This window comes from Mycolicibacterium baixiangningiae, assembly GCF_016313185.1.
Lineage (GTDB): Bacteria > Actinomycetota > Actinomycetes > Mycobacteriales > Mycobacteriaceae > Mycobacterium > Mycobacterium baixiangningiae.
Window position 1 is genome coordinate 2,742,147 of record NZ_CP066218.1, and the last position, 24,940, is coordinate 2,767,086.

A 24,940-nucleotide genomic window follows, 5' to 3' on the forward strand; every position below is an offset into this window, starting at 1 on the left:
GCTGTGACCGGTCTGAATCACGGTGAGTGAAATGCTGGGCAGAGCGACACGCCTGCGGCATCGTCAGTGTCGACGCGGGTGTGGCTGAGTGGCTAGGCACCGGCCTGCAAAGCCGTTTACACGGGTTCGAATCCCGTCATCCGCTCCAACGTCCGGCCCGAGAGTGGGGATCCAGTCCACCTAAGCGCTGCGATCCCGTGACTGCCGACCCACCCCCCGCAAGCGTTCGTTGGGGCGTAGCGCCACGCCCCGACGACCGTGAGCCCAGACCTCCGGCGCAATCGTGAACGCGTAGACGGCGCCTCGATTCCGGCCGTGACCTGGGGACGCTTGAGAAACACCGCCCGGGTCACCCCGACTGCCAGTGCACCCGGGAACCGCGACCAGAACTCAGACTCGTAGACGGCGAACCGCCCGCGCATCGGACACGGGCCTTTTTGCTCGGTGTCAAGAGACCCAGTGGTACGGATACACGTTCGGCGCCGGCCCGTTCGTTGCTTGTGCGAACTAAAAAACCCGCTTACCTGCGCCAACATCGTCGTGTAACCGAAGCACTTCTCATTCGCAACAGTTCTATAAACCCCAGAATTGTCGCGGCGGCCAATTCGCCGACCCGGCATACGTTCCCCTCAACGCACAGCGTTACAGGAAGCGCACAGAGAACTGAGGGAACATGTCGCGGACCACGAATCGATTGGGCTTCACCGCCCTGGCCACCGCAGGGGCCTGCTGGATGGTTCAGCTGTTCAACCCCGCGACGGCGATCGCTGACCCGGGGACAGTGAGCCCCGGCGTTCCGTGCGTCAACATCATGCAGCAGCTGCTCACGGTGCCCGGGCGGCTGCCTCAGACGTTGCCGGCGGCCAACTCTGCCCTGACGAACACCACGCCCCCCGCCGGTGCCATCCCGCCCGCGGGGGCCACCAACGGCATCGCCAGCGCGACACCGCCGTCGGTGGGCATTCCGCCGGCCGGGTCGTTGAATGGCACCGCCACGGCGACGCCGCCGTCGGTGGGCATTCCGCCGGCCGGGTCGTTGAATGGCACCGCCTCCGCGACGCCGCCGCGCCCGCCCGTCCCGCCGTCGGCGCGGGTCGACACGGCCAGCGGTGCGACGCCGCCGGTGCCCGGTGCGCCGGGTGTACCGACGGCGACGACGGCCAGCGGTGCGACGCCGCCGGTTCCGGGTGCGCCGGCTGCACCGACGGCGACCTCAGGCGGCGGAGCGCTTCCTCCGGCGCCGGGCGCGCCGGGCGCTCCGATCGCGACCTCAGGTGGGGCCGCTATCCCGTCCGCGCCGGGTGCGCCGGGTGGTCCTGTTGGTGGTGCGGGTGGGGCGGGTGCGCCTGCGGCTCCGCCGGCTGTGCCTGCTGGTGTGGTTGAGCCGGCTTCGGGTGTTGCGCCGCCGGCGCCGGGTGCGCCGGGTGGTCCTGTTGGTGGTGCGGGTGGGGCGGGTGCGCCTGCGGCTCCGCCGGCTGTGCCTGCTGGTGTGGTTGAGCCGGCTTCGGGTGTTGCGCCGCCGGCGCCGGGTGCGCCGGGTGGTCCTGTTGGTGGTGCGGGTGGGGCGGGTGCGCCTGCGGCTCCGCCGGCTGTGCCTGCTGGTGTGGTTGAGCCCGCTTCGGGTGTTGCGCCTCCGGCTCCTCCTGCTCCGCCTGCTGGTGTTGTTGAGCCTGCTTCGGGTGTGACTCCTCCTGCGCCGTCAGCTCCGGGCGGTCCGGCTGGTGGTTCGGGTGGCGCCGTGACGCCTCCCGCTCCGCCGGCTCCCGGCGGTCCGAGTATCTCGTCGGTGGAGAACGTGACGCCGCCGTCTCCGCCGGCTCCTCCTGCGGCCATTGTGGATTCCGCAAGCGGAGTGGCCCCGCCGGCTCCGCCCGCGCCGGGCGGTCCGGCTGTCAGTTCGGTGGAGAACGTGACACCTCCCGCGCCTCCGGCTCCGGGTGGTCCGAGTATCTCGTCGGTGGAGAACGTGGCGCCGCCGTCTCCGCCGGCTCCTCCTGCGGCCATTGTGGATTCCGCAAGCGGAGTGGCCCCGCCGGCTCCGCCCGCGCCGGGCGGTCCGGCTGTCAGTTCGGTGGAGAACGTGACCCCGCCGGCTCCGCCCGCGCCGGGTGGTGGGTCGTCGAGCACGGTTGAGCGGTTCTCGCCGCCAGCCTCGCCCGCCTCGGCAGTTCCCGCTGCTAACTCGGTGGAGAATGTCACGCCGCCGGTGCCTTCGGCTCCGGGTGGTGGGTCGTCGAGCACGGTCGAGCGGTTTTCGCCTCCGGCCCCACCCGCTCCTGCAACGCCTGCGGCCAGCTCGGTGGAAAACGTCGTGCCCGCGGCTCCTGCGGGTCCGCCTGCTGGTGTGGTTGAGCCTGCTGGTGGGGTTGCGCCTCCGGTTCCTGCGGGTCCGCCTGCTGGTGTGGTTGAGCCTGCTGCGGGTGTTGCGCCTCCGGTTCCTGCGGGTCCGCCTGCTGGTGTGGTTGAGCCTGCTGGTGGTGTTGCGCCTCCGGTTCCTGCGGGTCCGCCTGCTGGGGTGGTTGAGCCTGCTGCGGGTGTTGCGCCTCCGGTTCCTGCTGCGCCGCCTGCTGGTGTGGTTGAGCCTGCTGCGGGTGTTGCGCCTCCGGCTCCTGCTGCGCCGCCTGCTGGTGTGGTTGAGCCTGCTGCGGGTGTTGCGCCTCCGGCTCCTGCTGCGCCGCCTGCTGGTGTGGTTGAGCCTGCTGCGGGTGTTGCGCCTCCGGCTCCTGCTGCGCCGCCTGCTGGTGTGGTTGAGCCCGCTGCGGGTGTGGCGCCTCCGGCAGCCGGAGCGCCCGGCGTTCCCGGTGGGGGCTCCGGTGGAGCGGTAACGCCTCCGGCTCCTGCTGCGCCGCCTGCTGGGGTGGTTCAGCCTGCTGGTGGGGTTGTGCCTCCGGCTCCGCCCGCGCCGCCTGCTGGGGTGGTTCAGCCTGCTGCCGCGGTTGCGCCTCCGGCTCCGCCCGCGCCACCCGCCGCTGTGGTGCACCCCAATGCAGCTGTCGCACCGCCCGCGCCTCCGGCTCCGGCGGTACCCGTGGCCAGCTCGGTGCCCGTCGTCACTCCGCCTGCACCGCCTGCACCCCCGGCCGGTGGTTCCGGTGCCGTGAACGTCGTGGCACCGCCTGCCCTTCCGGCTCCGCCGGCCGGCGGCTCGACGGCGGTCAACATCTCGACGCCTCCGTACCCTTCGGCGCCCGGCGCGTCCGTGAGCGGTTCCGGCGCGACGCCGCCCGGGGTGTTCCCGCCGCTCGAGGGTGCAGCCGCGGTGTTCGACCGGCTGCTGCCTGGAGCGCCCACGCCCGGTGCGCCGGGTGCGGCCGCCAATGGCCCGTGGGATTTCATCCCGACGATCACCGTCCCGCAAATCCCGGGGCTGCCCGTTCCGTTGCCCACTGAGATCGGACCGCCCAGCGACGGCATCTGCGCGGGAACCGGTGGTCTGTGGTCGGCTAGCGCCACTCCCGGCGCCACTCCGGCTCAGGCGCCCGTCGCCAGCCCGGTCTCAGACCGTCGCGACGACTGGTGAGCTGACCTCGAGCACCCAATGCGATCGGGCCCGGCGTCTCAACGCCGGGCCCGACGCGCTCACCGGGTGGCGGGTAGCCGCAGCAGCAGACGCGCGCCGCCCATCGGACTGGTCTCCAAAGAGGCGGTGCCGCCGTGCAATTCAGCCTGCTGGGCAACAAGTGCCAGGCCGAGACCCGAACCGGATCGAGACGCCGTCGACCCGCGGGAGAAGCGCTCGAAGACCAGCGTTCGCTCCTGCTCGGGCACACCGCTGCCGTTGTCGTCGACCGCGATCTCCACATCGTCGCCAGATCGGATGGCGCTCAACCGGATCTGCGTGGCGTCGCCGTGCTTGACCGCATTGGCGATCGCGTTGTCGATCACCAGGCGTAGCCCGGCGGGCAGACCGAGTATCCGCACCGGCGCCGACGGCACCAGCGATACGTCGAGATTCGGGTAGCTGCGCACCGCATCGTGCGCCGCACGGTCCAGCAGTTCGGTGATGTCGACGGGCACGTGATCGTCGGCGGTCATCAACTCGCCTTGGGCCAACCGTTCGAGCGCGGTCAGCGTCGCCTCGATCCTGGTCTGTGTTCGCACCACGTCGTTGAGCACTTCTTTGCGCTGCTCGTCGGTCATGTCGAGCGTCGAGAGCACTTCGAGGTTGGTGCGCATGGCCGTCAGCGGCGTCCGCAACTCGTGCGATGCCACCGCGGCGAAGTCGCGCGCGGATTCCAGCGCCGCCTTCGTCCGTTGCTGTTCCTCGCCGATTCGCGCCAGCATGCCTTCGACCGCCTCGGCGATCTCCGCCGCCTCCCACACGCCGCCGACCTGTACCTCTTCTGGCTTGGACTGCGCGTTGATCGCGCGGGCCTGCTGCGCCAACAGACGGAACGGGTTGATCATGATCAGCCACATCACCCAGCCCACGACCACCGTGCCGGCGATGACCCCGCCGCAGATCAGCACCACCCGCAGATGCAGCTGGTCGATGCGGCGCTGCGTCTCGGCCAGCGGGGACCCCAGCGCGATGGTGGCGGGCCCGGCGGCGAACGTGCGCACCCGGTACTCGACGCCGTCGATCGTGGTGTCGGCGTAACCGATATCGAGCTTCGGAAGCACGATGTCCTTGGGGACCGAAACCGTCACACCGCCGATCCGTGCGGTCCGCACCAGCGTGCTGTCGGGGGCCGGATTGGCCGCGGAGTCGCTGGGGTTCGCCGGGTTCAGCAGGGTACTGAAATCGCCGAGACTGGTCACGGAGTCGAGCTCCCGATCCAGTTGGCTGTACTGGTCGTTCGTCACGCCGATCCACACCCAGGTGCCCAGGGTCAGAACCAGCACGACGACCGACAGCGCGGCCACGATCACGATGGTGCGCAACGACACGATCGGCATCGGCACCGGCATGAATCGCCTCAGCCGCTCCTCGGCGCGCACTATCGGGCTGACTGCGCGACGCCCGGCGGGCGTAGAGGTATCGCAGCGCTGTCCACAACGCTCATCTTGCCTGACCGGTTCGTCCGAACGTCCTGGCGTCCGGCATGATGCCCCGGTGCTGAGGCCGACGCTCGCGGACATCCTGAGGACCCTCGACGTCGAACAGATCGGTGACGACGAGTTCTCCGCGGCGCAGATGGACAATCCGGCGCACCACATCGTCGGCGGGCACGTCGCGGCGCAGGCGCTCATGTCGGCGAGCCGCACGGTGGCGTCCGACCGCAGCCCGCACAGCATGCACGTCTATCTCCTGCGCGCAGGCGACGCGCGGCGGCCGGTGCAGTTCGAGGTCACCCGGCTGCGCGACGGTGGTGTGCTCTCGTCGCGGCGGGTGCTGGCCCGCCAGGACGACCAGGTGCTCCTCGAAGCGCTCGCGTCGTTCACCGCACCGCTCGACAGCTTCGAACACCAGCAGCAGATGCCCGACGTGCCGTCGCCGGAGTCACTGTCGTCGGTGCAGGAGCAGTTGAGCGCCTACGCGGACGACCACCGTGGGCACTGGGTGCGACCGCAACCGCTCGACCTGCGCTACGTCGACCCGCCGCCGCGTCTGGCTCTCGATCAGCCGGAAGCGTCGCCGCGAATCCGCTTGTGGTGGCGTCCCGCCGAACCGGTTCCCGCTGACCCGATTCTCAACAGTTGCCTCCTGACATACGTGTCGGGCACCACGCTGCTCGAGACGGCGATGGTGGTGCGGCGGACCACCCCGCTGAACGCGTTCTCGGCGCTGATCGACCACGCCGTGTGGTTTCACCGACCAGCCGACCTGACCGATTGGGTGCTCTCCGACGCGGTCTCTCCCAGCGGCGTACATGGTCGCGGACTGGCCACCGCCACGATGTACAACCGGACCGGCGCGCTCGTCTGCACCGCCACCCAGGAGATCTACTTCGGCCGCGACCGCCAGGAATGACCGCGGGGGATATGCCGTCACCGACCTCACATACTCAGCACCTCGCCCCGGTGTGCGGTCAAGCGGAAATCGTTACCCGACAGAGTTTTTTGCATAACGTGAAGTGCTTCACGGCGACCGGGACCTACACCCTGTCCCGGTCGATTCCCGCTGCCGCGAGTGCCTTGTCGAGCAACCTGCCCGCGGGGCCGACGAACGGTGCTCCGCCTTTGTCCTCCTGATCGCCGGGCTGCACGCATGTGCCGCGTCGGCGAGGACCGACAGGTCGCGAGTGTCGGGGGAGAACCCGTCGGCACCGGGCATCGTCGTCGGCAGGTTGTGCACTACCCGTCGGAGCGAGTCGCCACCCGGTTGAACGCGGAAGTCGCTGGGCCCGGGTTGATCTGGATCACCCCGCGGACGCGATGCGACGACGCCCGGCGGCGGTGCCGTAGGACGACTCGGTCACTGTGGCGCCCGCAGACCAGTTGCCGGAGGCTAACATCAGTGCCGGTAAAAGACCGATGGCCACACTGGTCTGGCTCGCCGGGTGTCGCCAATAGCACCCGGGTTCGTAGAGCGACGCGTTACTGTCTCGGGTGGCTTTGCAAATGACACTGGGAGGGTACGGATGAGCGCCTATCGCACCGTGGTGGTCGGCACAGACGGATCGGATTCGTCGCTGCGGGCAGTCGACCGCGCGGGCCAGATCGCTGCGGGGTCGGGCGCCAAGCTGATCGTCACGACCGCCTACTTCCCGCAGAGCGAGGATCAGCGCGCCGCCGACGTCCTCAAGGACGAGGGCTACAAGATGTCGGGGAACGCCCCGATCTACGCCATCCTGCGTGAGGCCCGCGACCGCGCCAAGGCCGCAGGCGCCGAGAACATCGAAGAGAAGGCCATCGTCGGGGCACCCGTCGACGCACTCGTCGACCTGGCCGCAGAGGTCAAGGCCGATCTGCTCGTGGTCGGCAACGTCGGGCTGAGCACCATCGCCGGACGGCTGCTCGGTTCGGTGCCCGCCAACGTCGCGCGGCGCTCCAAGACCGACGTCCTCATCGTGCACACCACGCCCTAGATCTCTTTGTCTGACCTCGTTCATTCCTGACCCCCGCGGTCGGTCCGAGTGCCACACTCGGGCTGACTGGGAGGTCGGGCATGACGACGACACTGCATCTCACCGGTATCGGCCCTCGCGAGAACGGCGCGCCGCCGCCGCACATACCGCTCGGGGACATCGACCTCGGCACCCTGGACTTCTGGGAGTGGGACGACGACCGCCGCGACGGGGCGTTCGCCACGCTGCGCAGAGAAGCCCCGATATCGTGGTTCGAGGTCCCGGAGTACGCCGGGTTCGCCGCGGGGCGCGGACATTGGGCGCTGACGAGATTCGACGACGTCCACCACGCCAGCAGGCACCCGGAGGTCTTCAGCTCGATCCCGACCAGCACCGCGCTCAACGACGTCACCGCCGAGATCGCCGAATACGTGGGATCGATGATTTCGCTGGACGATCCGCGTCATCTGCGGCTGCGCTCGATCGTCAACCGCGCCTTCACTCCGAAGATGCTGACGCGGATCGAGCAGAGCGTGCGCGACCGGGCCCGCCGCCTGGTCACCGACCTCGTCGAACACCACCCCGACGGATGCGCCGACTTCGTCTCGTCCGTGGCCGGCCCGTTCCCGCTGCAGATCATCTGCGACATGATGGGAATCCCCGAAGAAGACGAGGAGAAGGTCTTCCACTGGACCTCGATCATCCTGGGCGGCGCCGACGAGGAGGTCGCACCCGACCACGACACCATCGTCGGCGCCGTGCTCGGACTCGGGGAATACGGAGTGGCGCTCGCGGAGGACCGGCGGGCCCGTCCCACTGACGATTTGACCACCAACCTGGTGCGCGCCGAGGTCGACGGGGAACGGCTCACGTCGGCCGAGATCGGCTCGTTCTTCATCCTGCTGTCGGCCGCGGGCAACGAGACCACCCGCAACGCGATCAGCCACGGACTCGTCGCGCTGACCCGCTATCCCGAACAGCGCAGCAGGTGGTGGGATGATTTCGACGCCGTCGCGCCGACCGCCGTAGAGGAGATCGTCCGCTGGGGGTCACCGATCATCTTCATGCGCCGCAACCTCACCGAGGACGTCGAGTTGAGCGGCGTACAGATGAGGGCGGGCGACAAGGTGTCCATGTGGTACAACTCCGCCAACCGTGACGAACGAAAGTTCGCCAATCCGTGGATGTTCGACGTCACCCGCGACCCCAATCCGCAGATCGGGTTCGGCGCCGGCGGTGCGCATTTCTGTCTCGGCGCGAACCTCGCCCGCCGCGAGATCCGGGTGCTCTACTCCGAACTGCGCCGCCAGGTGCCCGACATCGTCGCTACGGCGGAGCCGGCCATTCTGCGGTCGGCGTTCGTGCACGGCATCAAACGGCTGCCGGTCGCCTGGACGGTGTGAGCCTCACCACCCGCGTTCGCGCCACTCGGCGAGGTGTGGCCGCTCGGCACCCAGCGTGGTGTCGTCCCCGTGCCCGGGATAGACGACCGTGGAGTCGGGGTAGACGTCGAACACCCTGCTGCTGACGTCGTCTAGCAACTGTTCGAAATCACCGGGCTGCCATGTCTTTCCGACGCCGCCCGGGAACAGGCAGTCACCGGTGAAGAGGTGGACGGCGTCACCGGCGGCCGGGCCGTGCAGGGCCAGTGCGACCGAGCCGGGGGTGTGGCCGCGCAGGTGGATGACGTCGAATGTGAGATCGCCGACGCGCAGGGTGTCCCCACCGGCGAGGTAGCGGTCCGGGGTGACCGGCAGCGGTTCGGCGTCGAGTTCGTGCGCGGCGGTGGGGGCGCCCGTCGCCTCGGCCAGCGCAGACAGCGCCTGCCAGTGGTCGAAGTGCTGGTGGCTGGTCAGGATCAGTGTGACGGCCGGGGCGAGCTGCCCGACCAGCTCGAGCAGCACGTCAGCGTCGTTGGCGGCATCAATGAGTAGCGTCTCGCCGGTCCGGGAACACGTCACCAGGTACGCGTTGTTGTCCATGGGACCCACCGAGACCTTGACGATCGTCGCGCCGGGAAGAGTGCGCCTGGCTGCGGTCCGGGTCTCGACATGGCCCGTGTAGTTGTCGTCGACGACTGTCATGGGAGCCACGGTAACGGGCTTGTCGGTAGGGACACCTAGCATGGACCGAAGTGTGTTGACCATGTCTGAGCCACGGAAGGACCGAGTTGGCTGACCGCCTGATCGTCAAGGGTGCGCGCGAGCACAACCTGCGAAGCGTCGACCTTGACCTACCGCGCGACGCCCTGATCGTGTTCACCGGCCTATCGGGGTCGGGCAAGTCATCCCTGGCGTTCGACACGATCTTCGCCGAGGGACAGCGCCGCTACGTCGAGTCGTTGTCGGCGTATGCCCGGCAGTTCCTCGGGCAGATGGACAAACCCGACGTCGACTTCATCGAAGGCCTTTCGCCGGCGGTGTCCATCGACCAGAAGTCGACCAACCGCAACCCGCGGTCCACCGTCGGCACCATCACCGAGGTCTACGACTATCTGCGGCTGCTCTACGCACGGGCAGGTTCGCCGCACTGCCCAGTGTGCGGCGAGAAGATCGCGCGGCAGACCCCGCAGCAGATCGTCGACCAGGTCCTCGCCATGGACGAGGGACTGCGTTTCCAGGTGCTCGCCCCGGTCGTCCGCACCCGCAAGGGGGAGTTCGTCGACCTGTTCGAGAAGCTCAACACGCAGGGGTACAGCCGTGTCCGTGTCGACGGGGTCGTCTATCCCCTGACCGAACCACCCAAGCTCAAAAAGCAGGAGAAGCACGACATCGAGGTCGTCGTCGACCGGCTCACCGTGAAGTCCACCGCCAAGCAGCGGCTGACCGACTCGGTGGAGACGGCGCTGACCCTGGCCGACGGCATCGTGGTGCTCGAGTTCGTCGACCGCGAAGACGACCATCCGCATCGCGAGCAGCGGTTCTCCGAGAAGCTGGCCTGCCCGAACGGCCACCCGCTCGCCGTCGACGACCTGGAGCCGCGGTCGTTCTCGTTCAACTCTCCGTACGGCGCCTGCCCGGAGTGCGCCGGCCTCGGCGTCCGCAAGGAGGTCGACCCCGAACTCGTCATCCCGGATCCGGATCTGACGCTGGCTGAGGGTGCCATCGCCCCGTGGTCGATGGGCCAGACCGCCGAGTACTTCACCCGGATGCTGACGGGTCTGGGGGAGTCGCTGGGCTTCGACGTCGACACCCCGTGGAAGAAGCTGCCCGCCAAGGTGCGCCGCGCCATCCTCGAGGGCTGCGACGAGCAGGTGCACGTCAAGTACCGCAACCGCTACGGCCGCACCCGCTCCTACTACGCCGACTTCGAAGGCGTCATGGCGTTCCTGCAGCGCCGAATGGAGCAGACCGACTCCGAGCAGATGAAGGAGCGCTACGAGGGCTTCATGCGCGACGTGCCCTGTCCGGAGTGCGACGGCACACGCCTCAAGCCCGAGATCCTCGCCGTCACACTGGCCGCGGGAGATCACGGTGCGAAGTCGATCGCCGAGGTGGCGGAGCTGTCCATCGCCGACTGCGCCGGCTTCCTCAACGCGCTGACACTCGGCCCGCGTGAGCAGGCCATCGCCGGTCAGGTGCTCAAGGAGATCCAGTCGCGGCTGGGCTTCCTGCTCGACGTCGGCCTCGACTACCTGTCGCTGTCGCGCGCCGCGGCCACACTGTCCGGCGGTGAGGCGCAACGCATCCGCCTCGCCACGCAGATCGGGTCGGGGCTGGTCGGTGTGCTCTACGTCCTCGACGAGCCGTCGATCGGGCTGCACCAGCGCGACAACCGCCGGCTCATCGACACCCTGACGCGGCTGCGCGAGCTCGGCAACACGCTGATCGTCGTCGAGCACGACCTCGACACCATCGCGCACGCCGACTGGGTCGTCGACATCGGTCCGGCGGCCGGTGAACACGGTGGACGCATCGTGCACAGCGGCACCTACAAGGACCTGCTGCGCAACAAGGAATCATTGACCGGTGCCTATTTGTCGGGCCGGGAGAGCATCGAGGTGCCGGCGATCCGTCGTCCCATCGACCGCAAACGGCAACTCACCGTGATCGGCGCGCGGGAGCACAACCTCAAGGACGTCGACGTCGCGTTCCCGCTCGGGGTGCTGACGTCGGTGACCGGGGTGTCGGGCTCGGGTAAGTCGACGCTGGTCAACGACATCCTCGCGTCGGTGCTGGCCAACAAGCTCAACGGGGCCCGTCAGGTCCCGGGTCGACACACCCGGATCAACGGCCTCGACCAGCTCGACAAGCTGGTGCGGGTGGACCAGTCGCCGATCGGGCGGACCCCGCGGTCGAACCCCGCCACCTACACCGGCGTGTTCGACAAGATCCGTTCGCTGTTCGCGGCCACCACCGAGGCCAAGGTCCGCGGGTATCAGCCGGGCCGGTTCTCGTTCAACGTCAAGGGTGGCCGCTGCGAAGCGTGTTCGGGTGACGGCACGATCAAGATCGAGATGAACTTCCTGCCCGACGTCTACGTGCCCTGCGAGGTGTGCCACGGCGCCCGGTACAACCGGGAAACGCTCGAGGTGCACTACAAGGGCAAGACCATCGCCGAGGTGCTCGACATGTCGATCGAGGACGCGGCCGCGTTCTTCGAGCCGATCAGCTCGATCCACCGCTACCTCAAGACGCTGGTGGACGTCGGTCTGGGCTATGTGCGGCTTGGGCAGCCCGCGCCGACGCTGTCCGGTGGTGAGGCCCAGCGGGTGAAGCTCGCCGCCGAACTGCAGAAGCGCTCGACCGGGCGCACGGTGTACATCCTCGACGAGCCTACGACGGGGCTGCACTTCGAGGACATCCGCAAACTGCTCAAGGTGATCAACGGCCTGGTCGACAAGGGCAACAGCGTGATCGTCATCGAGCACAACCTCGACGTGATCAAGACTTCGGACTGGATCATCGACATGGGGCCCGAGGGTGGCGCCGGCGGCGGCACCGTGGTGGCGGAGGGCACGCCAGAAGACGTCGCGGCCAGCACCAACAGCTATACCGGGCACTTCCTGGCCGAGATGCTCGAGGTGCCTGCGCCGACCCGCAAACGGCGCAAGGTCAGCGCGTGAGCGACGGTTCAGCCGCCCGCGTCACCTGGTAGGCGTCCAGGTCGAAGCGGCGGGTCTGGTTGCGGAACCGGAACGTGAAGTCCGGCCACAGCGTGGTGTTGTTGCCGTGCGCGTCGAGATACCAGCTGGCGCACTTGCCGGTCATCCACACCGAACCGTGCAGCGCCCGCTGCAGCCGTTCGTTGTAGGTGTCGAGCGCGTCCTGCCTGACCTCCACGGTGCGCAGCCCTTCCTTCTCCATGGTGCTGACGGCGTCAACGACATAGTTGAGCTGCGACTCGATCATGTAGACCATCGAGCTGTGCCCCAGGCCGGTGTTGGGGCCGACGAGAATGAACATGTTCGGGTAGCCGGCGATGGTGGTGCCTTTGTAGGCCCGCATGCCCTTGTCGGCGAATCTCTGGGTCAGGCTGGCACCGTCGGCGCCGCAGACGGTCTCGAACATCGGCGAATCGGTGACGTGGAAGCCGGTGGCCACCACGATGGCGTCGACCTCCCGAGCGGTGCCGTCCGTCGCGATGATGCGGCGGCCGTCGATGGCCTGAATCCCGTCGGTGACCAGGTCGACGTTCTCGCGGTCCAGGGCCGGATACCACTCGTTGGAGATCAGCATCCGCTTGCAACCGATCCGGAAGTTCGGGGTGACCTTGCGCCGAAGCGCGGGGTCCTTGATCTCGGACCGGATCTTCGCCCGGGAGAGCAACTCGAAACCCTTCATGAGGTTCGGGTTCTTCGCCAGGCCGACCACCTGGACTTCCCGGCCGGTGTAGATGCCGGCGCGCGCGAGCCGCAGGAAGCCCGGGATGTTGCGAAACGCCCACTGTTCGGCGCGGGTGAAGGGCCGGTCGAAGCGCGGCAGCAGCCACGGTGCGGTGCGCTGGTAGACGTCGAGGTGGGCGACCTGGTCGGCGATGGCGGGGACGATCTGAATGGCCGATGCGCCGGTGCCGATGACCGCGACGCGTTTACCCGCCAGGTCTGCGTCGTGGTTCCACCGTGCGGAATGGAACATCTCGCCGTCAAACGACTCGATCCCCGGGATGGCGGGTAGCGATGGTTCGGCCAGGGATCCGAATGCCGTGATCAGGACGTCGGCGGTGACCGGTCCTGAGTCGGTCGACAACTCCCAGCGCGACTCGGTCGGGTTCCACGCGGCGCGGCTGACGTTGCACCCGAACCGGTGCCGGTCGAGCACCCCGTAACCCTGCGCCACCCCGCGCAGATACGTCTCGATCTCGGGCTGGGTGGAGAAGGATCGGGTCCAATTCGGGTTGAGCGCAAAGGAATACGAGTAGAGGTGCGACGGCACGTCACATGCCGCGCCCGGATACGTGTTGTCCCGCCACGTCCCGCCGACATCGGGGCCCCGCTCGAAGACGACGAAGTCGCGGTGGCCCGCCTCCTGCAGTCGGATCGCGGCGCCGAGGCCCGAGAACCCGCTGCCGATGATCGCGATCTTCACTGCAACCCCTTCCGTCGGTGGGTGAAGGTTAGCCAACCCGATGCGTTCCGATCACGCTTTCATCACCGGCGACGGGAATCGCGGGCTCACCCGCGCACCGTTCAACCATGCGCTCAGTTCGTCGGCACGTCGCGTGAGCGCCGTCGCGCCGTCGCGACCCACGTCTTCCAGCAGGCGCACCACCACCCTGCCGTCTCCGTCCTGGCCCCAACCGCCCACGATGCGGCCGTTCCACCACGCAGTCGGGCCGCCGTTGCCGTTGCGGTCGAAGACCTCCGCGCGGTGCTCACCGAGGTACCAGTCACGGTCGAACCAGCCCATCGTCGTCACGTCGAGTCCCGGCAGCAGCGCCGCCCACGGTTCGGGTTCGGGTTCGGAGTCCAGATCGTCGGGGAGGACGTAGCCGATGCCGCCGTGCAGGTCCACCTCGACGGCGCCGAGCCCCCGCAGCGTCTGTCGCGCCCAGGTGAGGGTGTGGCCGAACCACCACTTGACGTCAGTCGCGGTGGCCGGACCGAACGTCCGCAGCCAGCGGCCGACGATGTCGAGCGCGCCCTGGTCGGCCGGCACGTGCGCGTCACCGCCGTCGAGCCAGTGCTCCCGCAGGGTCCACCGCGGACGACTGACCGCCCACCCGCCGTCGTTCGGGCCGCGGACGATGTCGCCGCGCACACCCAGCACCGTCAGCACCCGCGGGGCCAGCGGCGTCGTGCCGCCCCAGTTCTTTCCTGGGGCCGGGTCGTGACTGCCCGCCAGTTCGGGCAGCGCCGCGCGCAACTCCCGCGCACTGGTGGGCCCGTGCCGGCGCAGATGTTCCAGCACGGCCGCGCATGCGGTGTCGAGCCAGACCGCCCCGTCGGGGGCCACGGCCGACTTCTCGGCGTCGGCGATCAGGCGCCTGCGTTCGTCGGCTGCGACGCGATCGCTGGACACCGTTTGGATCGTCGGCAGGTCGCAGCTGCGCACCATCCACAGCGTCCGTCGCATCGCGAGGTGTTTCACCACGCTTCTGCTGTCATACAGGGCGGTGTGGAGGTGATCGCGACCGAACCCCGGTACCCGCGCCCACAGCGTCAGGTACGGGGTGGCCGGATCGGTGGCATGCAACCCGACCATCTTCGTGACCACCTCGTCGATATCCGCGGCGCGGGACTCAGCGGTGAGGAAATGTCGACGGCCCAGCCTGGCCCTGCGTTCGACGGGCGTGAAAGAACGCAGCGCTCAGTCCTTTTCGCCGTGATCGCCGTGCATCTGGGCACGGATCTGTTCCAGCCGTTCGGCGGCGGCCCGCTGCCGCTCCTCGTACTGTTCGTCGGCGGAGCGGCCCTCCGGGGTCTCGGCGGCCAGTTCGGCGGCGCCCACCGCGGACCCGTAGCGGCCCTCGATCTTCTCGCGCACCGACTCGAACGTCGGCACACCACCGGGGGTGTACCCGGTGTCGAGAGCTTCGGCGGGCGGAGGCGGCGGCACGGGAGTGGGTTCCGGCGCAGGCTGCGGTTCGTCGGCCATGTCGTCACCGTACTCGCGGTGGGTGACGGTATCAGTGGACGTGCGCGGCGGCCTGCACGACCGGCGCCGTGACCGGCGACTCGGGCAGCGGTGTCGGCGCCACCCCGGGGGTGCCGAGTCGCCCGGCCAGCCACGGCAGCGCCGCCGCGAACGCGTGGTCGGCGAACGGCCAGTCGTGCATACCGGGCTGCACCGCGACGGTGCAGGTGATCCCGTTGGCGGCGCCGAGCGCGCACAGAGTGGAGGCGGCCGCCGTCTGCTCGGGACCCGCCGTGTTGGTGTCGAACCAGCCGGCGACATCGGTGTAGTGCCCGTGCCGGGTCATCACGGTCGTCGGGTCGTAGGCGGCCCAGGCCGCCGCGTTGCCGCCGTAGAGTCGGGCGATCGTCTGCGCCTTCGTGCCCGCGTTGGGTGACAGGTCGCCGGCGATGTCCTCGAAGGCGCTGAACAGCTCGGGATGCATCACGCTGAGGTCGACGGCGCACGTCCCACCCATCGACCACCCGACGACACCCCAGTCCGAACGGTCTGCGCTCACCCCGAAGTGCGAGATCACATACGGCCGAACATCTTCGGTGAGGTGATCGGCGCTATTCCCACGGCTGCCGTCGACGCATTCGGTGTCGTTGTTGAACGCGCCGCCTGCGTCTGCGAACACCAGCACCGGCGCGTAACCGTGGTGTGCGGCGGCGAATGCGTCCGCGGTCGCCACGGCGTTGCCCGCGCGCACCCAGTCGGCGGGGGTGTTGAACTCACCGCCGATCATCAGCACCGCCGGCAGTCGCGGCGGGGGATTGCTGGCGTACCAGGCCGGCGGGAGGTAGACGAGCTCACCCCGGTGCCGGAAACCGGATGCGGTATCGGCGATCTCGATCGGAACGACGGTGCCGTCCGCTGGAACGACGTGCCGTTCCAGCATGGCGGCGACGGTCGCCTCGTCGGTCTGGTCGGGCAGCGGTCCCGCGGTCAGCTGGTTCCACGCGATCGGCACCGTGGGGAAGTAACCGGTCCACGCGTTCACCGAGAATGCCACGGCTACAAGGCATATCGGCACGGCAGCCAGTGACACGCCGCGGCGCCACCATGCCGCCCGGCGCCACCCGGCGCACAGGACCGCGAGCGCGGTTCCCGACAGGCCGATCCACAGCCAGAGGGCTCTCGGGGCGGGATCACCGGCGAGGCCCTGGGAGATGACGTACCAGTACGCGATGACGGCGGATATCGCCCCGACGAACACCGCCCACGGCACCCAGAGCAACCACCAGCGCCGGGTCCGCCGGGCGATGGCCACGGCCAGCATGAGGGCAGCGGCGATCTGCGCGGTGGCCGGTATCCAACCGTGCATGAGGGACAGATGATGGCGCAGCAATTCGGCCAGGCTCACGCCTGACATGGTGGTCGCCGCACCTTGGGGAGCGCTGTGCGTTGCCTGCTAACGCGGTTTGGCCAGCGGGAACGGCAGCGTCTCCCGGATGCTGCGGCCCGTGATGAGCATGACGACCCGGTCGACACCCATGCCCAGCCCGCCGGTGGGCGGCATGGCGTATTCCATTGCCTGCAGGAAGTCCTCGTCGAGTTCCATCGCCTCCGGATCGCCGCCAGCGGCGAGCAACGATTGCTGCTGGAGTCGCCGGCGTTGCTCCACCGGATCGGTGAGTTCGCTGTAGGCGGTGCCCAATTCGACCCCCCATGCGACGAGATCCCACCGCTCGGCCACGCCGGGAATGCTGCGGTGCGGTCGGGTGAGTGGGGACACCGAGGTCGGGAAGTCCTTGTAGAACGTCGGCTTCTCGGTGCGGTCCTCGACCAGGTGCTCGTACATCTCGAGCACGACGGCCCCTTCGTCCCAATGGGTGAGGTAGGGGATGCCTGCCGCATCGGCGAGCTTGCGCAGCGTCGGCAGGTCGGTGCCGGCGTCGATGTGTTCGCCGAGCGCCTCGGACACCGCGTCGTGGACGGTCTTGACGGTCCACTGTCCTGAGATGTCCACGGGTTCGAGCGCCCCGTCGTCGCGCGGGCGCTGGAACACGTGTTCGCCGTTGGCGGCCATGGCGGCGTTCTGGATCAGCTCGCGGCAGCCGTCGATCCACACGTTGTAGTCGGCATGCGCCTGATACGCCTCCAGCAGCGTGAATTCGGGGTTGTGCGAGAAGTCGACGCCCTCGTTGCGGAAGGCGCGGCCCAGTTCGAAGACCCGCTCGACGCCACCCACGCAGAGGCGCTTGAGATACAGCTCGGGTGCGATCCGCAGGTACAGGTCGAGGTCGTAGGCGTTGATGTGGGTCAGGAACGGGCGCGCGTTGGCCCCGCCGTGGATCTGCTGCAGGATCGGTGTCTCGACCTCGAGGAAGCCCTTGTGGTAGAGCGTGTCCCGGATCGCGTGCAACACACCGCTGCGGGCCCGGATCAAGTCGCGTGCGTCGGTGTTCACCGCGAGGTCGACGTAGCGGGCGCGGACGCGGGCCTCCTGGTCGGTCAGGCCCTTCCACTTGTCCGGCAGCGGGCGCAGGCACTTTCCGGTGAGCCGCCAGTGCCGCACCAACAGCGAGCGGGTGCCGTTCTTGCTGTATCCCATGGTCCCGGTCGCCTCGATGAGGTCGCCGAGGTCGATGGCTGCGGTGAAATCGGCAGTGGCGCCCTGTTCGAGCACCGAATTGTCGAGCAGCAGTTGGACTTCCCCTGACCAGTCGCGCAACTGCGCGAACAGTACGCCGCCGTAGTCGCGGATGCGCAGCACCCGGCCGGCGACGCTCAGCTCCACGTCGTCGGGGGAGTCGAGTGCGGCCGCGGCGGTGTGGCTCGGCGCCTGACCCACCGGGTAGGCGTCGATTCCGCTGGCCTGCAGGGACTTCAGCTTCGCCATCCGGACCCGTACCTGCTCGGGCAAGCGGGTGGGCTCGTCGTCAGCCGCGTCGGTACGCAGACCGGACATGTCGGGCGCGCTGCCGTCCTGATGCAGCAGACCGCTCGCGACGAGGTCCTGCGGTGCGGAGGTGTGGTGGCCGGTGTGCTGTTTGTTGCGCCGGGAGAACGGCAGCACCAGGAAGCCCTCGGCGATCACCGAAGCCACCCCGACGCGGGGGATGAGTCGCGCATCCTCGTAGCAGGCGTACCGCGGTACCCACTCGGGCTGGTATTTCATGTTCGACCGGTACAGCGTCTCGAGCTGCCACCACCGCGAGAAGAAGACCAGCAGCCAGCGCCACAGCCGAGCGACCGGGCCCGCCCCGAGCTGAGCGCCCTGCTCGAACGCGGACCGGAACATCGCGAAGTTGAGCGAGATGCGGGTGACGCCGATGCCCTCGGCCTGCAGGCACAGTTCACTGACCATCAACTCGATCGTGCCGTTGGGCGACTGCGGTGAGCGCCGCATCAGGTCGAGTGAAGCGCCGTTGCTGCCCCAGGGGACGAGTGAGAGCATCGCAACGACCTGGTCCCCCTGCACGGCCTCCACCAACAGGCAGTCGCCGTCGGCCGGGTCGCCCAGGCGGCCCAGCGCCATCGAGAAGCCGCGTTCGGTCTCGGTGTCGCGCCAGGCGTCGGCATGGGCGAGCACCTCGGCCATCTGGTCTTCCGAGAGTTCCCGGTGTCTGCGGATGCGGACGGTCACGCCGGCGCGGCGGGCCCGCGTGACGGCCTGGCGCACCGCACGCATGTCGGGGCCCGAGAGCCGGAAGCTGTCCGGATGCAGGATCGCCTCGTCGCCGAGCTGGATCGCGCTGAGACCGGCCGCGCGGTACGCCTCCGCCCCGCTCACGCTGGCGCCCATCACGCCGGGCGCCCACCCGTATGTCTCACACAGCGCCAGCCATGCGCCGATCGCCTGCGGCCAGGCCTTCGGATCGCCCACCGGGTCCCCGCTGGCCAGACACACCCCGACCTCGACGCGGTAGGTGATCGCCGCACGTCCGCTGGGCGCGAAGACCACGGACTTGTCCCGGCGGGTGGCGAAATAACCCAGCGAGTCGTTCTTGCCGTACAGCTCGAGCAGGCCGCGAATGGCCGACTCGTCTTCGCCGGTGAGCGCGTTCTCCGATCGCTGCGACTGGAACAGCACGATCGCCGCGACCATCAGCGCCAGCGCACCGAAGAGGCCGAGCAGCGCGTTGATGATCACGTGCGGATGCTGACCGTCGAACGCGTCCGGATCGACGCCGGCGAAGGCGAAGACGCGGTTGGCGGCGTACGCCAGCCGGTAGTCACGTTCGAGGGTGCCGGGGAACAGTTCGAGCAGTCCCCAGCCGACGAGGACACCGACGGCCATGCCGGCGGCGAGCGCTCCGGCCGCTTTGAACAGCGCCCCGCGGCGCACCCGGGCCCAGAACAACGGACGCGCCAGCAGCAGGAACGCGATCGCGGCGACGTGGAAGGCGAGTCCGATGACCTCGCCGCTCTCTTCCACCACGGATTCGTCGCCGGCCAGCAGGTCGACGATGTTCCAGCCGGCCGCGGCCACCATGTACAGCAGCAGGATCCACCAGGCGATTCGTTTGCGGGCCGCGAGCGCACCCGCCAGCAAGGCCAGCACGAACGCCCACGCGAAGCTGGTGTCGGGGAAGTTGAAGATGTAGTCGTTGACGAACTCGCGGGGCACCCGGATGACCCACCGCACCAGCGGCGAGACGCTGGCGATCAGCGACAAGGTGGCGATGACGCCGACGGTCCACCCGGCGGCCGCGGGGACCCAGGAGTAGCGGGAGGCGGCGCGCGCCCTCGGTGGGCTGGTGAGGGTCATAGGCGGGGAGAATATTCGCTCAGGGCGCCGAATGTGGGGACGTGATCACCAGACCGGCCCGGTGTACTTCTCGCCGGGACCCTTACCGGGTTCATCGGGGGCGACGCTGGCTTCGCGGAACGCCAGCTGCAGCGTCTTGAGACCGTCACGCACGGGTCCGGCGTGCGGGCCCAGGTACTCCACGGAGGCCGTCACCAGTCCGGCCAGCGCGGTGATCAGCCGGCGGGCTTCATCCAGGTCCCGGCGCGGGCTGTCGTCGGGATCCTCGTCCGAGAGCCCCAGCTTCTCGGCCGCCGCACTCATCAGCATCACCGCGGAGCGGGTGATCACCTCGACGGCGGGAATGTCTCCCAGCTCGCGGACGTCGGTGGCGTCGATCTCGCCTGTGCTTGGATCATCGGTCATGCCTGCTAGACTGGCATGCGCGACCGTCCTGGCTGACGCCAGGACAGTAAGTGGAGTCCCACTCCCACCGCTGGCCTCACAGGTACAGCGGTCCGGTCACCGGCATCGAGTATGCCGGTTCTGTGCGCGAGCGCAGGCGGCGAATGCCGTGATCGGTCGGCAACGGGCCCTGCAGTGCAGGGCCTTCCTGCTCTCACGGGCAGTTGCGGATGGGCCAGTGGACTCCCAGGAGAACACAACATAGGAGGCCCCATCAGCACTGAGACCCGTGTCAACGAGCGCATTCGCGTACCTGAAGTTCGCCTTATCGGACCGGGCGGTGAGCAGGTAGGCATAGTGCGCATCGAAGATGCACTCCGCGTCGCCGCGGATGCCGATCTCGACCTTGTCGAAGTTGCACCGGACGCCAAGCCGCCGGTTTGCAAGATCATGGACTACGGCAAGTTCAAATACGAGACGGCACAGAAGGCGCGCGAGTCTCGCAAGAACCAGCAGCAGACCGTCGTCAAGGAGCAGAAGCTCCGTCCCAAGATCGACCCGCACGATTACGAGACCAAGAAGGGTCACGTCATCCGCTTCCTCGAGGCGGGGTCGAAGGTCAAGGTGACGATCATGTTCCGCGGACGTGAGCAGTCGAGGCCCGAACTGGGTTTCCGGCTCCTGCAACGCCTGGGCGCCGACGTCGCCGAGTACGGCTTCGTCGAGACGTCCGCGAAGCAAGACGGTCGCAACATGACGATGGTGCTGGCCCCGCATCGCGGTGCGAAGACTCGTGCAAAAGCGGCGGAGCAAGCCGAACGTCCCCGTGAGTCGGCCCCTGGCCCGGACGTCACGTAGTACTGCCCGAACCGAACAGAATCAAGAGGACACCCATGCCCAAGGCCAAGACCCACAGCGGCGCGTCCAAGCGCTTCCGGCGCACCGGCACCGGAAAGATCGTGCGCCAGAAGGCAAATCGGCGCCACCTGATGGAGCACAAGCCCACGAAGCGCACCCGTCGCCTCGCGGGCCGCACGGAGGTGTCGGCCAACGACGCCCCGCGCATCAAAAAGATGCTCAACGGCTAGAGCGACGAACCCGACCTTTCCAGTCCGCACGAGTTAGGAACCACCCATGGCACGCGTCAAACGCGCAGTCAATGCCCAGAAGAAGCGCCGCACGATTCTCAAGGCCTCCAAGGGCTACCGCGGTCAGCGGTCTCGCCTGTACCGCAAGGCCAAAGAGCAGCAGCTGCATTCACTCACCTACGCCTACCGCGACCGGCGGGCACGCAAGGGTGACTTCCGCAAGCTGTGGATCTCGCGGATCAACGCCGCGGCACGCGCCAACGGCATCACCTACAACCGGCTGATCCAGGGCCTCAAGGCCGCCGGCATCGAGGTCGACCGCAAGAACCTCGCGGAGATCGCCGTCAGCGACGCCGCCGCGTTCACCGCATTGGCGGAGGCCGCCAAGGCCGCGCTGCCCGAGGACGTCAACGCGCCCTCCGGAGAGGCCGCCTGAGTCCGGAGGGCAGGAGCGAAGCGACCCGGGAGATGTCGCTGTTCAACGAGCGCTCCACCCGGGTGGCGGCAGCGGTCAAACTTCACCGACACGTCGGTCGCGTCCGCGCCGCACGTTTCCTCGCCGAGGGGCCGAACCTCATCGAGGCCGCGTTGCGGCGCGGAGTCGTCTCCGAGGTCTTCGCCACGGAGAACGCGGCGCAGCGCTTCGCGGCGTTACTCGGTGACACAGACGTCCACCTGGTCACCGAACGCGCGGCGAAAGCATTGTCGGACACCGTGACCCCCGTCGGCCTCGTGGCGGTGTGCGAGATGCCCGAGGTGTCGCTACCTGAGGTGCTGGCCAAGACGCCCCGGCTGGTGGCGGTCGCGGTTGAGACGTCGGAGCCCGGCAATGCGGGCACGCTGATCCGGCTCGCCGATGCGATGGGCGCCGACGCGGTGATCCTGGCCGGCAACAGCGTCGACCCCTACAACGGGAAGTGTCTTCGCGCGTCGGCGGGCAGCATCTTCGGCATTCCGGTCATCCAGGCCCCGGATACCGCCGCGTTGATCGCGGCGTTGCGCGACGCCGGGTTGACGGTGTTGGCCACCACCCTGGACGGGGAGGTAAGCCTGGACGACGCGGCCCTGGACGCGCCGACGGCGTGGTTGTTCGGCGCCGAAGCTCACGGACTCGCGCCCGAGGTCGCCGCGCTGGCCGACGCCCGCGTGACCATTCCGATGGCGGGCAGCGCCGAGAGTCTCAACGTCGCTGCCGCCGCGGCGATCTGCCTCTACCAGAGCGCCCGCGCGCTGCGCTCACGCTGACCGCGGGTCCCCGCTGTGCAATTTCATCCGCGAAACGCCGTCGAGGGCGGATCGATCCGCACACTCGGCGCGGGTGGACGGGTCTACTACCCGCGCAGCAGACCCTTGGCCACGTGGGTGATCTGCACCTCGTTGCTCCCGGCGTAGATCATCAGCGACTTGGCGTCGCGGGCCAACTGCTCCACCCGGTACTCGGTCATGTAGCCGTTGCCGCCGAACAACTGGACCGCTTCCATGGCGACGTCCGTCGCGGCCTGCGAGCAGTACCACTTGATCGCCGACGCCTCCGCGAGCGAGATCGCCGTGCCGGTCTGCGATGCCTCGATCACACGGAACAGCATGTTGCGCACGTTCATCCGCGCCACCTCCATCGAGGCGAGCTTGAGCTGGATGAGCTGGAACTGGCCGATCTCCTTACCCCACAGTGTGCGATTGCGCGCGTAGTCGACAGACAGGCGCAGACACTCCTCGATCACCCCGAGCGCCATGGCGGCGACGCCGATGCGCTCCGCGGAGAAACTCGACCGTGCGCTCTCGCGGCCGTCGCCGGCCTCGTTGTCCTCGGTCTCACCGAGTAGCCGGTCGCGGCCCAAACGCACGTTGTTGAAGAACAGTTCGCCGGTGCGGGAGGAGTGAATTCCCATCTTGCGGAACGGCTTCGACTGCACGAAACCTTCCATGCCGCGGTCGAGGACGAACGTGAGCACCTTTCGGTCACGCTTGTCGACGCCAACCCCCTCGTCGAGCTTGGCGTAGACCACCACCACGTCGGCGTCCGGGCCGTTGGTGATGAAGGTCTTCTGGCCGTTGAGGATGTAGTCGTCGCCATCCCGGACGACGTAGGACTTCATACCGCCGAACGCATCGGAACCCGAATCCGGTTCGGTGATCGCCCAGGCGCCCACCTTCTCGTAGGTCACCAGACCGGGTAGCCAGCGCTCCTGCTGAGCGAGCGTTCCGCGGCCCATGATCGTCGGAACGGTGAGTCCGAGGCTGACTCCCATGCCGGTGACGACGCCCATGCACACCCGGCACAGCTCGCTGACGACCACGAAACCCATGCCCGCGCTACCGCCGTCACCGCCGAACATTCCGCCGGAGCTGTGGCCGCCAGACGATGAGCCACCCTCCCTAAGCCGCGCCAACCGCTTTTCCAGCGACTCCTTGGCCATCGCATCGATTCCGAAGGTGCTGAACAGCTTCCGGATGATGGGGTAGGGCTCCATCTCGCCGCTCTCCAGAGCGTCGACATGCGGACGTATTTCCTTGTCGACGAACTCCCGGACGGCATCGCGCACGGCAATATCGACATCAGACCACTCGAGCATGCCCCTAGGCTGCCTTACCGCGTCCGCGGGCCGGACGCAGCCCCGCCAAAGAGAACGTCGTGTGGACCAACGACCCGGCCTTGTCCAGCAGCGACTTGTGGCGTGGGACGTAGTGCATCGGCAGGCCGCGGCGGTCGGCCGGCGGGCCCATGAACGCGGGCGCTTCCACCAGGGGTGCATCGGCGGGCAGTTTGCCCTCGGCGCGCCGATAGGCGGCCAGCGCGCGCGGATGCAGGCGGATCTCGTCGGGTACGGCGACGAAGGCCAACTCGACGAGCTTGCCGAACAGCCGCAGCAGGACCTCGTCTCCCGGCGTCCACCGCAGCCCGGCGCGTTCGCGTACGGCGGGGTCGAACAGGCCCGCGGCGATCCACCGCTGCGCGCCCAACATCGGTTTGAACATTTGGTCCCACACCGGGGTCGGCATCAACACGAACCACGGTTTGGGGATGCGGATCGCGAAGATGTCCAGCGTCGCCTGGTTCATCTCGAGTTCCTCGCGGCACTTGCGATCCCAGTACTCGCAGAACTCCTCCCACGACTTCGGCACGGGCCGCATGCTCATCCCGTACATGCGGTACCACTGCACGTGTTCGTCGAACAGTTGGCGCTTGTCGGCCTCGGTGAGCCCGCCGCAGAAGTACTCCGCCGTCTTGATGATCAGCATGAAGAAGGTGGCGTGCGCCCAGTAGAACGTCTCGGGGTTCAGCGCGTGATAGCGCCGCCCGGCGTGGTCGGTGCCCTTTATCGTCGTGTGATAGCTCTTGATCTGCTCACCGGTCTGCGCGGCGCGGTCACCGTCGTAGACGACGCCCATGATCGGATAGACCGAGCGCGCCACGCGCTGCAGCGGTTCGCGCTTGAGAATCGAGTGGCCTTCGACACCGGCGCCCAGTTCGGGATACATGTTCTGGATCGCGCCGATCCACACGCCCAGCATGCCGGTGCGCAGGTCTCCGAAGTACTTCCACGTCAGCGAATCCGGGCCCAGCGGATCGGTGGGTGCCTCGCACGAGTGCAGGGTCTTGGGCTTTGCGGTCGTCGTCCTCGCGCTCATCGGTTCCTCGCTGAGTCGATGCTCACTGTGATCCTCACCATAGTGCTGACAACAGGTGTTGTCTATGAAGCGCGAACGCGCCCACACAGGTGTTATGCCCAAGAGATACGACCGCAT

At 68.3% G+C, this 24,940-nt stretch carries 22 protein-coding genes, 1 tRNA gene and 1 pseudogene; 12 read left to right on the forward strand and 12 right to left on the reverse strand.

The window, feature by feature from the left end:
- Positions 1–74: 74 nt before the first annotated feature.
- Positions 75–148 (forward strand) — tRNA-Cys (locus tag I7X18_RS12790).
- Positions 149–846: 698 nt separating this feature from the next.
- Here I7X18_RS12790 and I7X18_RS29590 read toward each other — a convergent pair.
- On the reverse strand, positions 847–1,101 hold the full coding sequence (locus I7X18_RS29590) for a hypothetical protein (protein WP_226864087.1): 255 nt from the start codon (positions 1,099–1,101) through the stop codon (positions 847–849).
- 209 nt (positions 1,102–1,310) lie between these two features.
- On the opposite strand from I7X18_RS29590, the gene I7X18_RS29595 reads away from it, so the two are divergent.
- From I7X18_RS29595 to I7X18_RS29605, 3 genes are all read left to right on the forward strand, one after another.
- A complete protein-coding gene (locus I7X18_RS29595; protein WP_226864089.1) occupies positions 1,311–1,685 on the forward strand; it encodes a hypothetical protein in 375 nt (124 codons plus the stop codon).
- 663 nt (positions 1,686–2,348) lie between these two features.
- Positions 2,349–2,825, forward strand: a complete 477-nt coding sequence (locus I7X18_RS29600) for a hypothetical protein (RefSeq protein ID WP_232375467.1) — start codon at positions 2,349–2,351, stop codon at positions 2,823–2,825.
- A gap of 281 nt (positions 2,826–3,106) precedes the next feature.
- Positions 3,107–3,520, forward strand: a complete 414-nt coding sequence (locus tag I7X18_RS29605; RefSeq protein WP_226864093.1) for a hypothetical protein — start codon at positions 3,107–3,109, stop codon at positions 3,518–3,520.
- A 59-nt stretch (positions 3,521–3,579) separates the two neighbouring features.
- On the opposite strand, the gene I7X18_RS12800 is transcribed toward I7X18_RS29605, so the two are convergent.
- Positions 3,580–4,911 (reverse strand): sensor histidine kinase, encoded by a 1,332-nt coding sequence (locus tag I7X18_RS12800; RefSeq protein WP_193047562.1) that lies wholly within the window; start codon positions 4,909–4,911, stop codon positions 3,580–3,582.
- Positions 4,912–5,056: 145 nt separating this feature from the next.
- Here I7X18_RS12800 and I7X18_RS12805 point away from each other — a divergent pair, with 145 nt between their 5' ends.
- On the forward strand, positions 5,057–5,914 hold the full coding sequence (locus tag I7X18_RS12805) for an acyl-CoA thioesterase (RefSeq protein WP_232375468.1): 858 nt from the start codon (positions 5,057–5,059) through the stop codon (positions 5,912–5,914).
- Between the two features lie 127 nt (positions 5,915–6,041).
- On the opposite strand, the pseudogene I7X18_RS29960 reads toward I7X18_RS12805, so the two are convergent.
- Positions 6,042–6,146 (reverse strand): annotated as a pseudogene (locus tag I7X18_RS29960) (uracil-DNA glycosylase family protein); the annotation flags it as partial.
- A gap of 378 nt (positions 6,147–6,524) precedes the next feature.
- On the opposite strand from I7X18_RS29960, the gene I7X18_RS12810 reads away from it, so the two are divergent.
- Positions 6,525–6,971: a universal stress protein gene (locus I7X18_RS12810; RefSeq protein ID WP_193047563.1), complete on the forward strand. Its 447-nt coding sequence runs from the start codon at positions 6,525–6,527 to the stop codon at positions 6,969–6,971.
- A gap of 80 nt (positions 6,972–7,051) precedes the next feature.
- Positions 7,052–8,353: a cytochrome P450 gene (locus I7X18_RS12815; RefSeq protein WP_193047564.1), complete on the forward strand. Its 1,302-nt coding sequence runs from the start codon at positions 7,052–7,054 to the stop codon at positions 8,351–8,353.
- 3 nt (positions 8,354–8,356) lie between these two features.
- On the opposite strand, the gene I7X18_RS12820 is transcribed toward I7X18_RS12815, so the two are convergent.
- Positions 8,357–9,034: an MBL fold metallo-hydrolase gene (locus I7X18_RS12820; RefSeq protein ID WP_193047565.1), complete on the reverse strand. Its 678-nt coding sequence runs from the start codon at positions 9,032–9,034 to the stop codon at positions 8,357–8,359.
- A gap of 86 nt (positions 9,035–9,120) precedes the next feature.
- Between I7X18_RS12820 and uvrA the strand changes: the two genes are divergently transcribed.
- On the forward strand, positions 9,121–12,015 hold the full coding sequence (uvrA, locus tag I7X18_RS12825; protein ID WP_193047566.1) for an excinuclease ABC subunit UvrA: 2,895 nt from the start codon (positions 9,121–9,123) through the stop codon (positions 12,013–12,015).
- Here the strand turns inward: uvrA and I7X18_RS12830 are convergent.
- From I7X18_RS12830 to I7X18_RS12855, 6 genes are read right to left on the reverse strand one after another with little or no spacing between them, the layout of a single operon-like run.
- Complete coding sequence (locus tag I7X18_RS12830; protein ID WP_193047567.1) at positions 12,005–13,477, reverse strand: flavin-containing monooxygenase; 1,473 nt, start codon at positions 13,475–13,477, stop codon at positions 12,005–12,007. The two genes, uvrA and I7X18_RS12830, sit on opposite strands and share 11 nt — an antisense overlap.
- Before the next feature lie 51 nt (positions 13,478–13,528).
- Positions 13,529–14,695, reverse strand: coding sequence for a winged helix DNA-binding domain-containing protein (locus I7X18_RS12835; protein ID WP_193047622.1), 1,167 nt, complete (start codon positions 14,693–14,695; stop codon positions 13,529–13,531).
- Positions 14,696–14,698: 3 nt separating this feature from the next.
- Positions 14,699–14,986: a hypothetical protein gene (locus I7X18_RS12840; RefSeq protein ID WP_193047568.1), complete on the reverse strand. Its 288-nt coding sequence runs from the start codon at positions 14,984–14,986 to the stop codon at positions 14,699–14,701.
- Positions 14,987–15,017: 31 nt separating this feature from the next.
- On the reverse strand, positions 15,018–16,379 hold the full coding sequence (locus I7X18_RS12845) for an alpha/beta hydrolase (protein ID WP_193047569.1): 1,362 nt from the start codon (positions 16,377–16,379) through the stop codon (positions 15,018–15,020).
- Between the two features lie 39 nt (positions 16,380–16,418).
- Complete coding sequence (gene lysX, locus I7X18_RS12850; RefSeq protein ID WP_193047570.1) at positions 16,419–19,721, reverse strand: bifunctional lysylphosphatidylglycerol synthetase/lysine--tRNA ligase LysX; 3,303 nt, start codon at positions 19,719–19,721, stop codon at positions 16,419–16,421.
- 45 nt (positions 19,722–19,766) lie between these two features.
- On the reverse strand, positions 19,767–20,126 hold the full coding sequence (locus tag I7X18_RS12855) for a DUF1844 domain-containing protein (protein ID WP_193047571.1): 360 nt from the start codon (positions 20,124–20,126) through the stop codon (positions 19,767–19,769).
- A gap of 252 nt (positions 20,127–20,378) precedes the next feature.
- On the opposite strand from I7X18_RS12855, the gene infC reads away from it, so the two are divergent.
- The 4 genes from infC to I7X18_RS12875 all read left to right on the forward strand — a co-directional run bounded on the left by infC (position 20,379) and on the right by I7X18_RS12875 (position 22,438).
- Positions 20,379–20,963 (forward strand): translation initiation factor IF-3, encoded by a 585-nt coding sequence (infC, locus tag I7X18_RS12860; RefSeq protein WP_232375498.1) that lies wholly within the window; start codon positions 20,379–20,381, stop codon positions 20,961–20,963.
- 35 nt (positions 20,964–20,998) lie between these two features.
- Complete coding sequence (gene rpmI / locus I7X18_RS12865; protein ID WP_193047572.1) at positions 20,999–21,193, forward strand: 50S ribosomal protein L35; 195 nt, start codon at positions 20,999–21,001, stop codon at positions 21,191–21,193.
- Positions 21,194–21,239: 46 nt separating this feature from the next.
- Positions 21,240–21,629, forward strand: coding sequence for a 50S ribosomal protein L20 (gene rplT, locus I7X18_RS12870; RefSeq protein ID WP_193047573.1), 390 nt, complete (start codon positions 21,240–21,242; stop codon positions 21,627–21,629).
- A 62-nt stretch (positions 21,630–21,691) separates the two neighbouring features.
- Positions 21,692–22,438: a TrmH family RNA methyltransferase gene (locus I7X18_RS12875; protein WP_193047624.1), complete on the forward strand. Its 747-nt coding sequence runs from the start codon at positions 21,692–21,694 to the stop codon at positions 22,436–22,438.
- Between the two features lie 86 nt (positions 22,439–22,524).
- Here I7X18_RS12875 and I7X18_RS12880 read toward each other — a convergent pair whose 3' ends face one another.
- On the reverse strand, positions 22,525–23,766 hold the full coding sequence (locus I7X18_RS12880) for an acyl-CoA dehydrogenase family protein (protein ID WP_193047574.1): 1,242 nt from the start codon (positions 23,764–23,766) through the stop codon (positions 22,525–22,527).
- A gap of 4 nt (positions 23,767–23,770) precedes the next feature.
- Positions 23,771–24,823, reverse strand: a complete 1,053-nt coding sequence (locus tag I7X18_RS12885) for an oxygenase MpaB family protein (protein ID WP_193047575.1) — start codon at positions 24,821–24,823, stop codon at positions 23,771–23,773.
- Between the last annotated feature and the right edge of the window lie 117 nt (positions 24,824–24,940).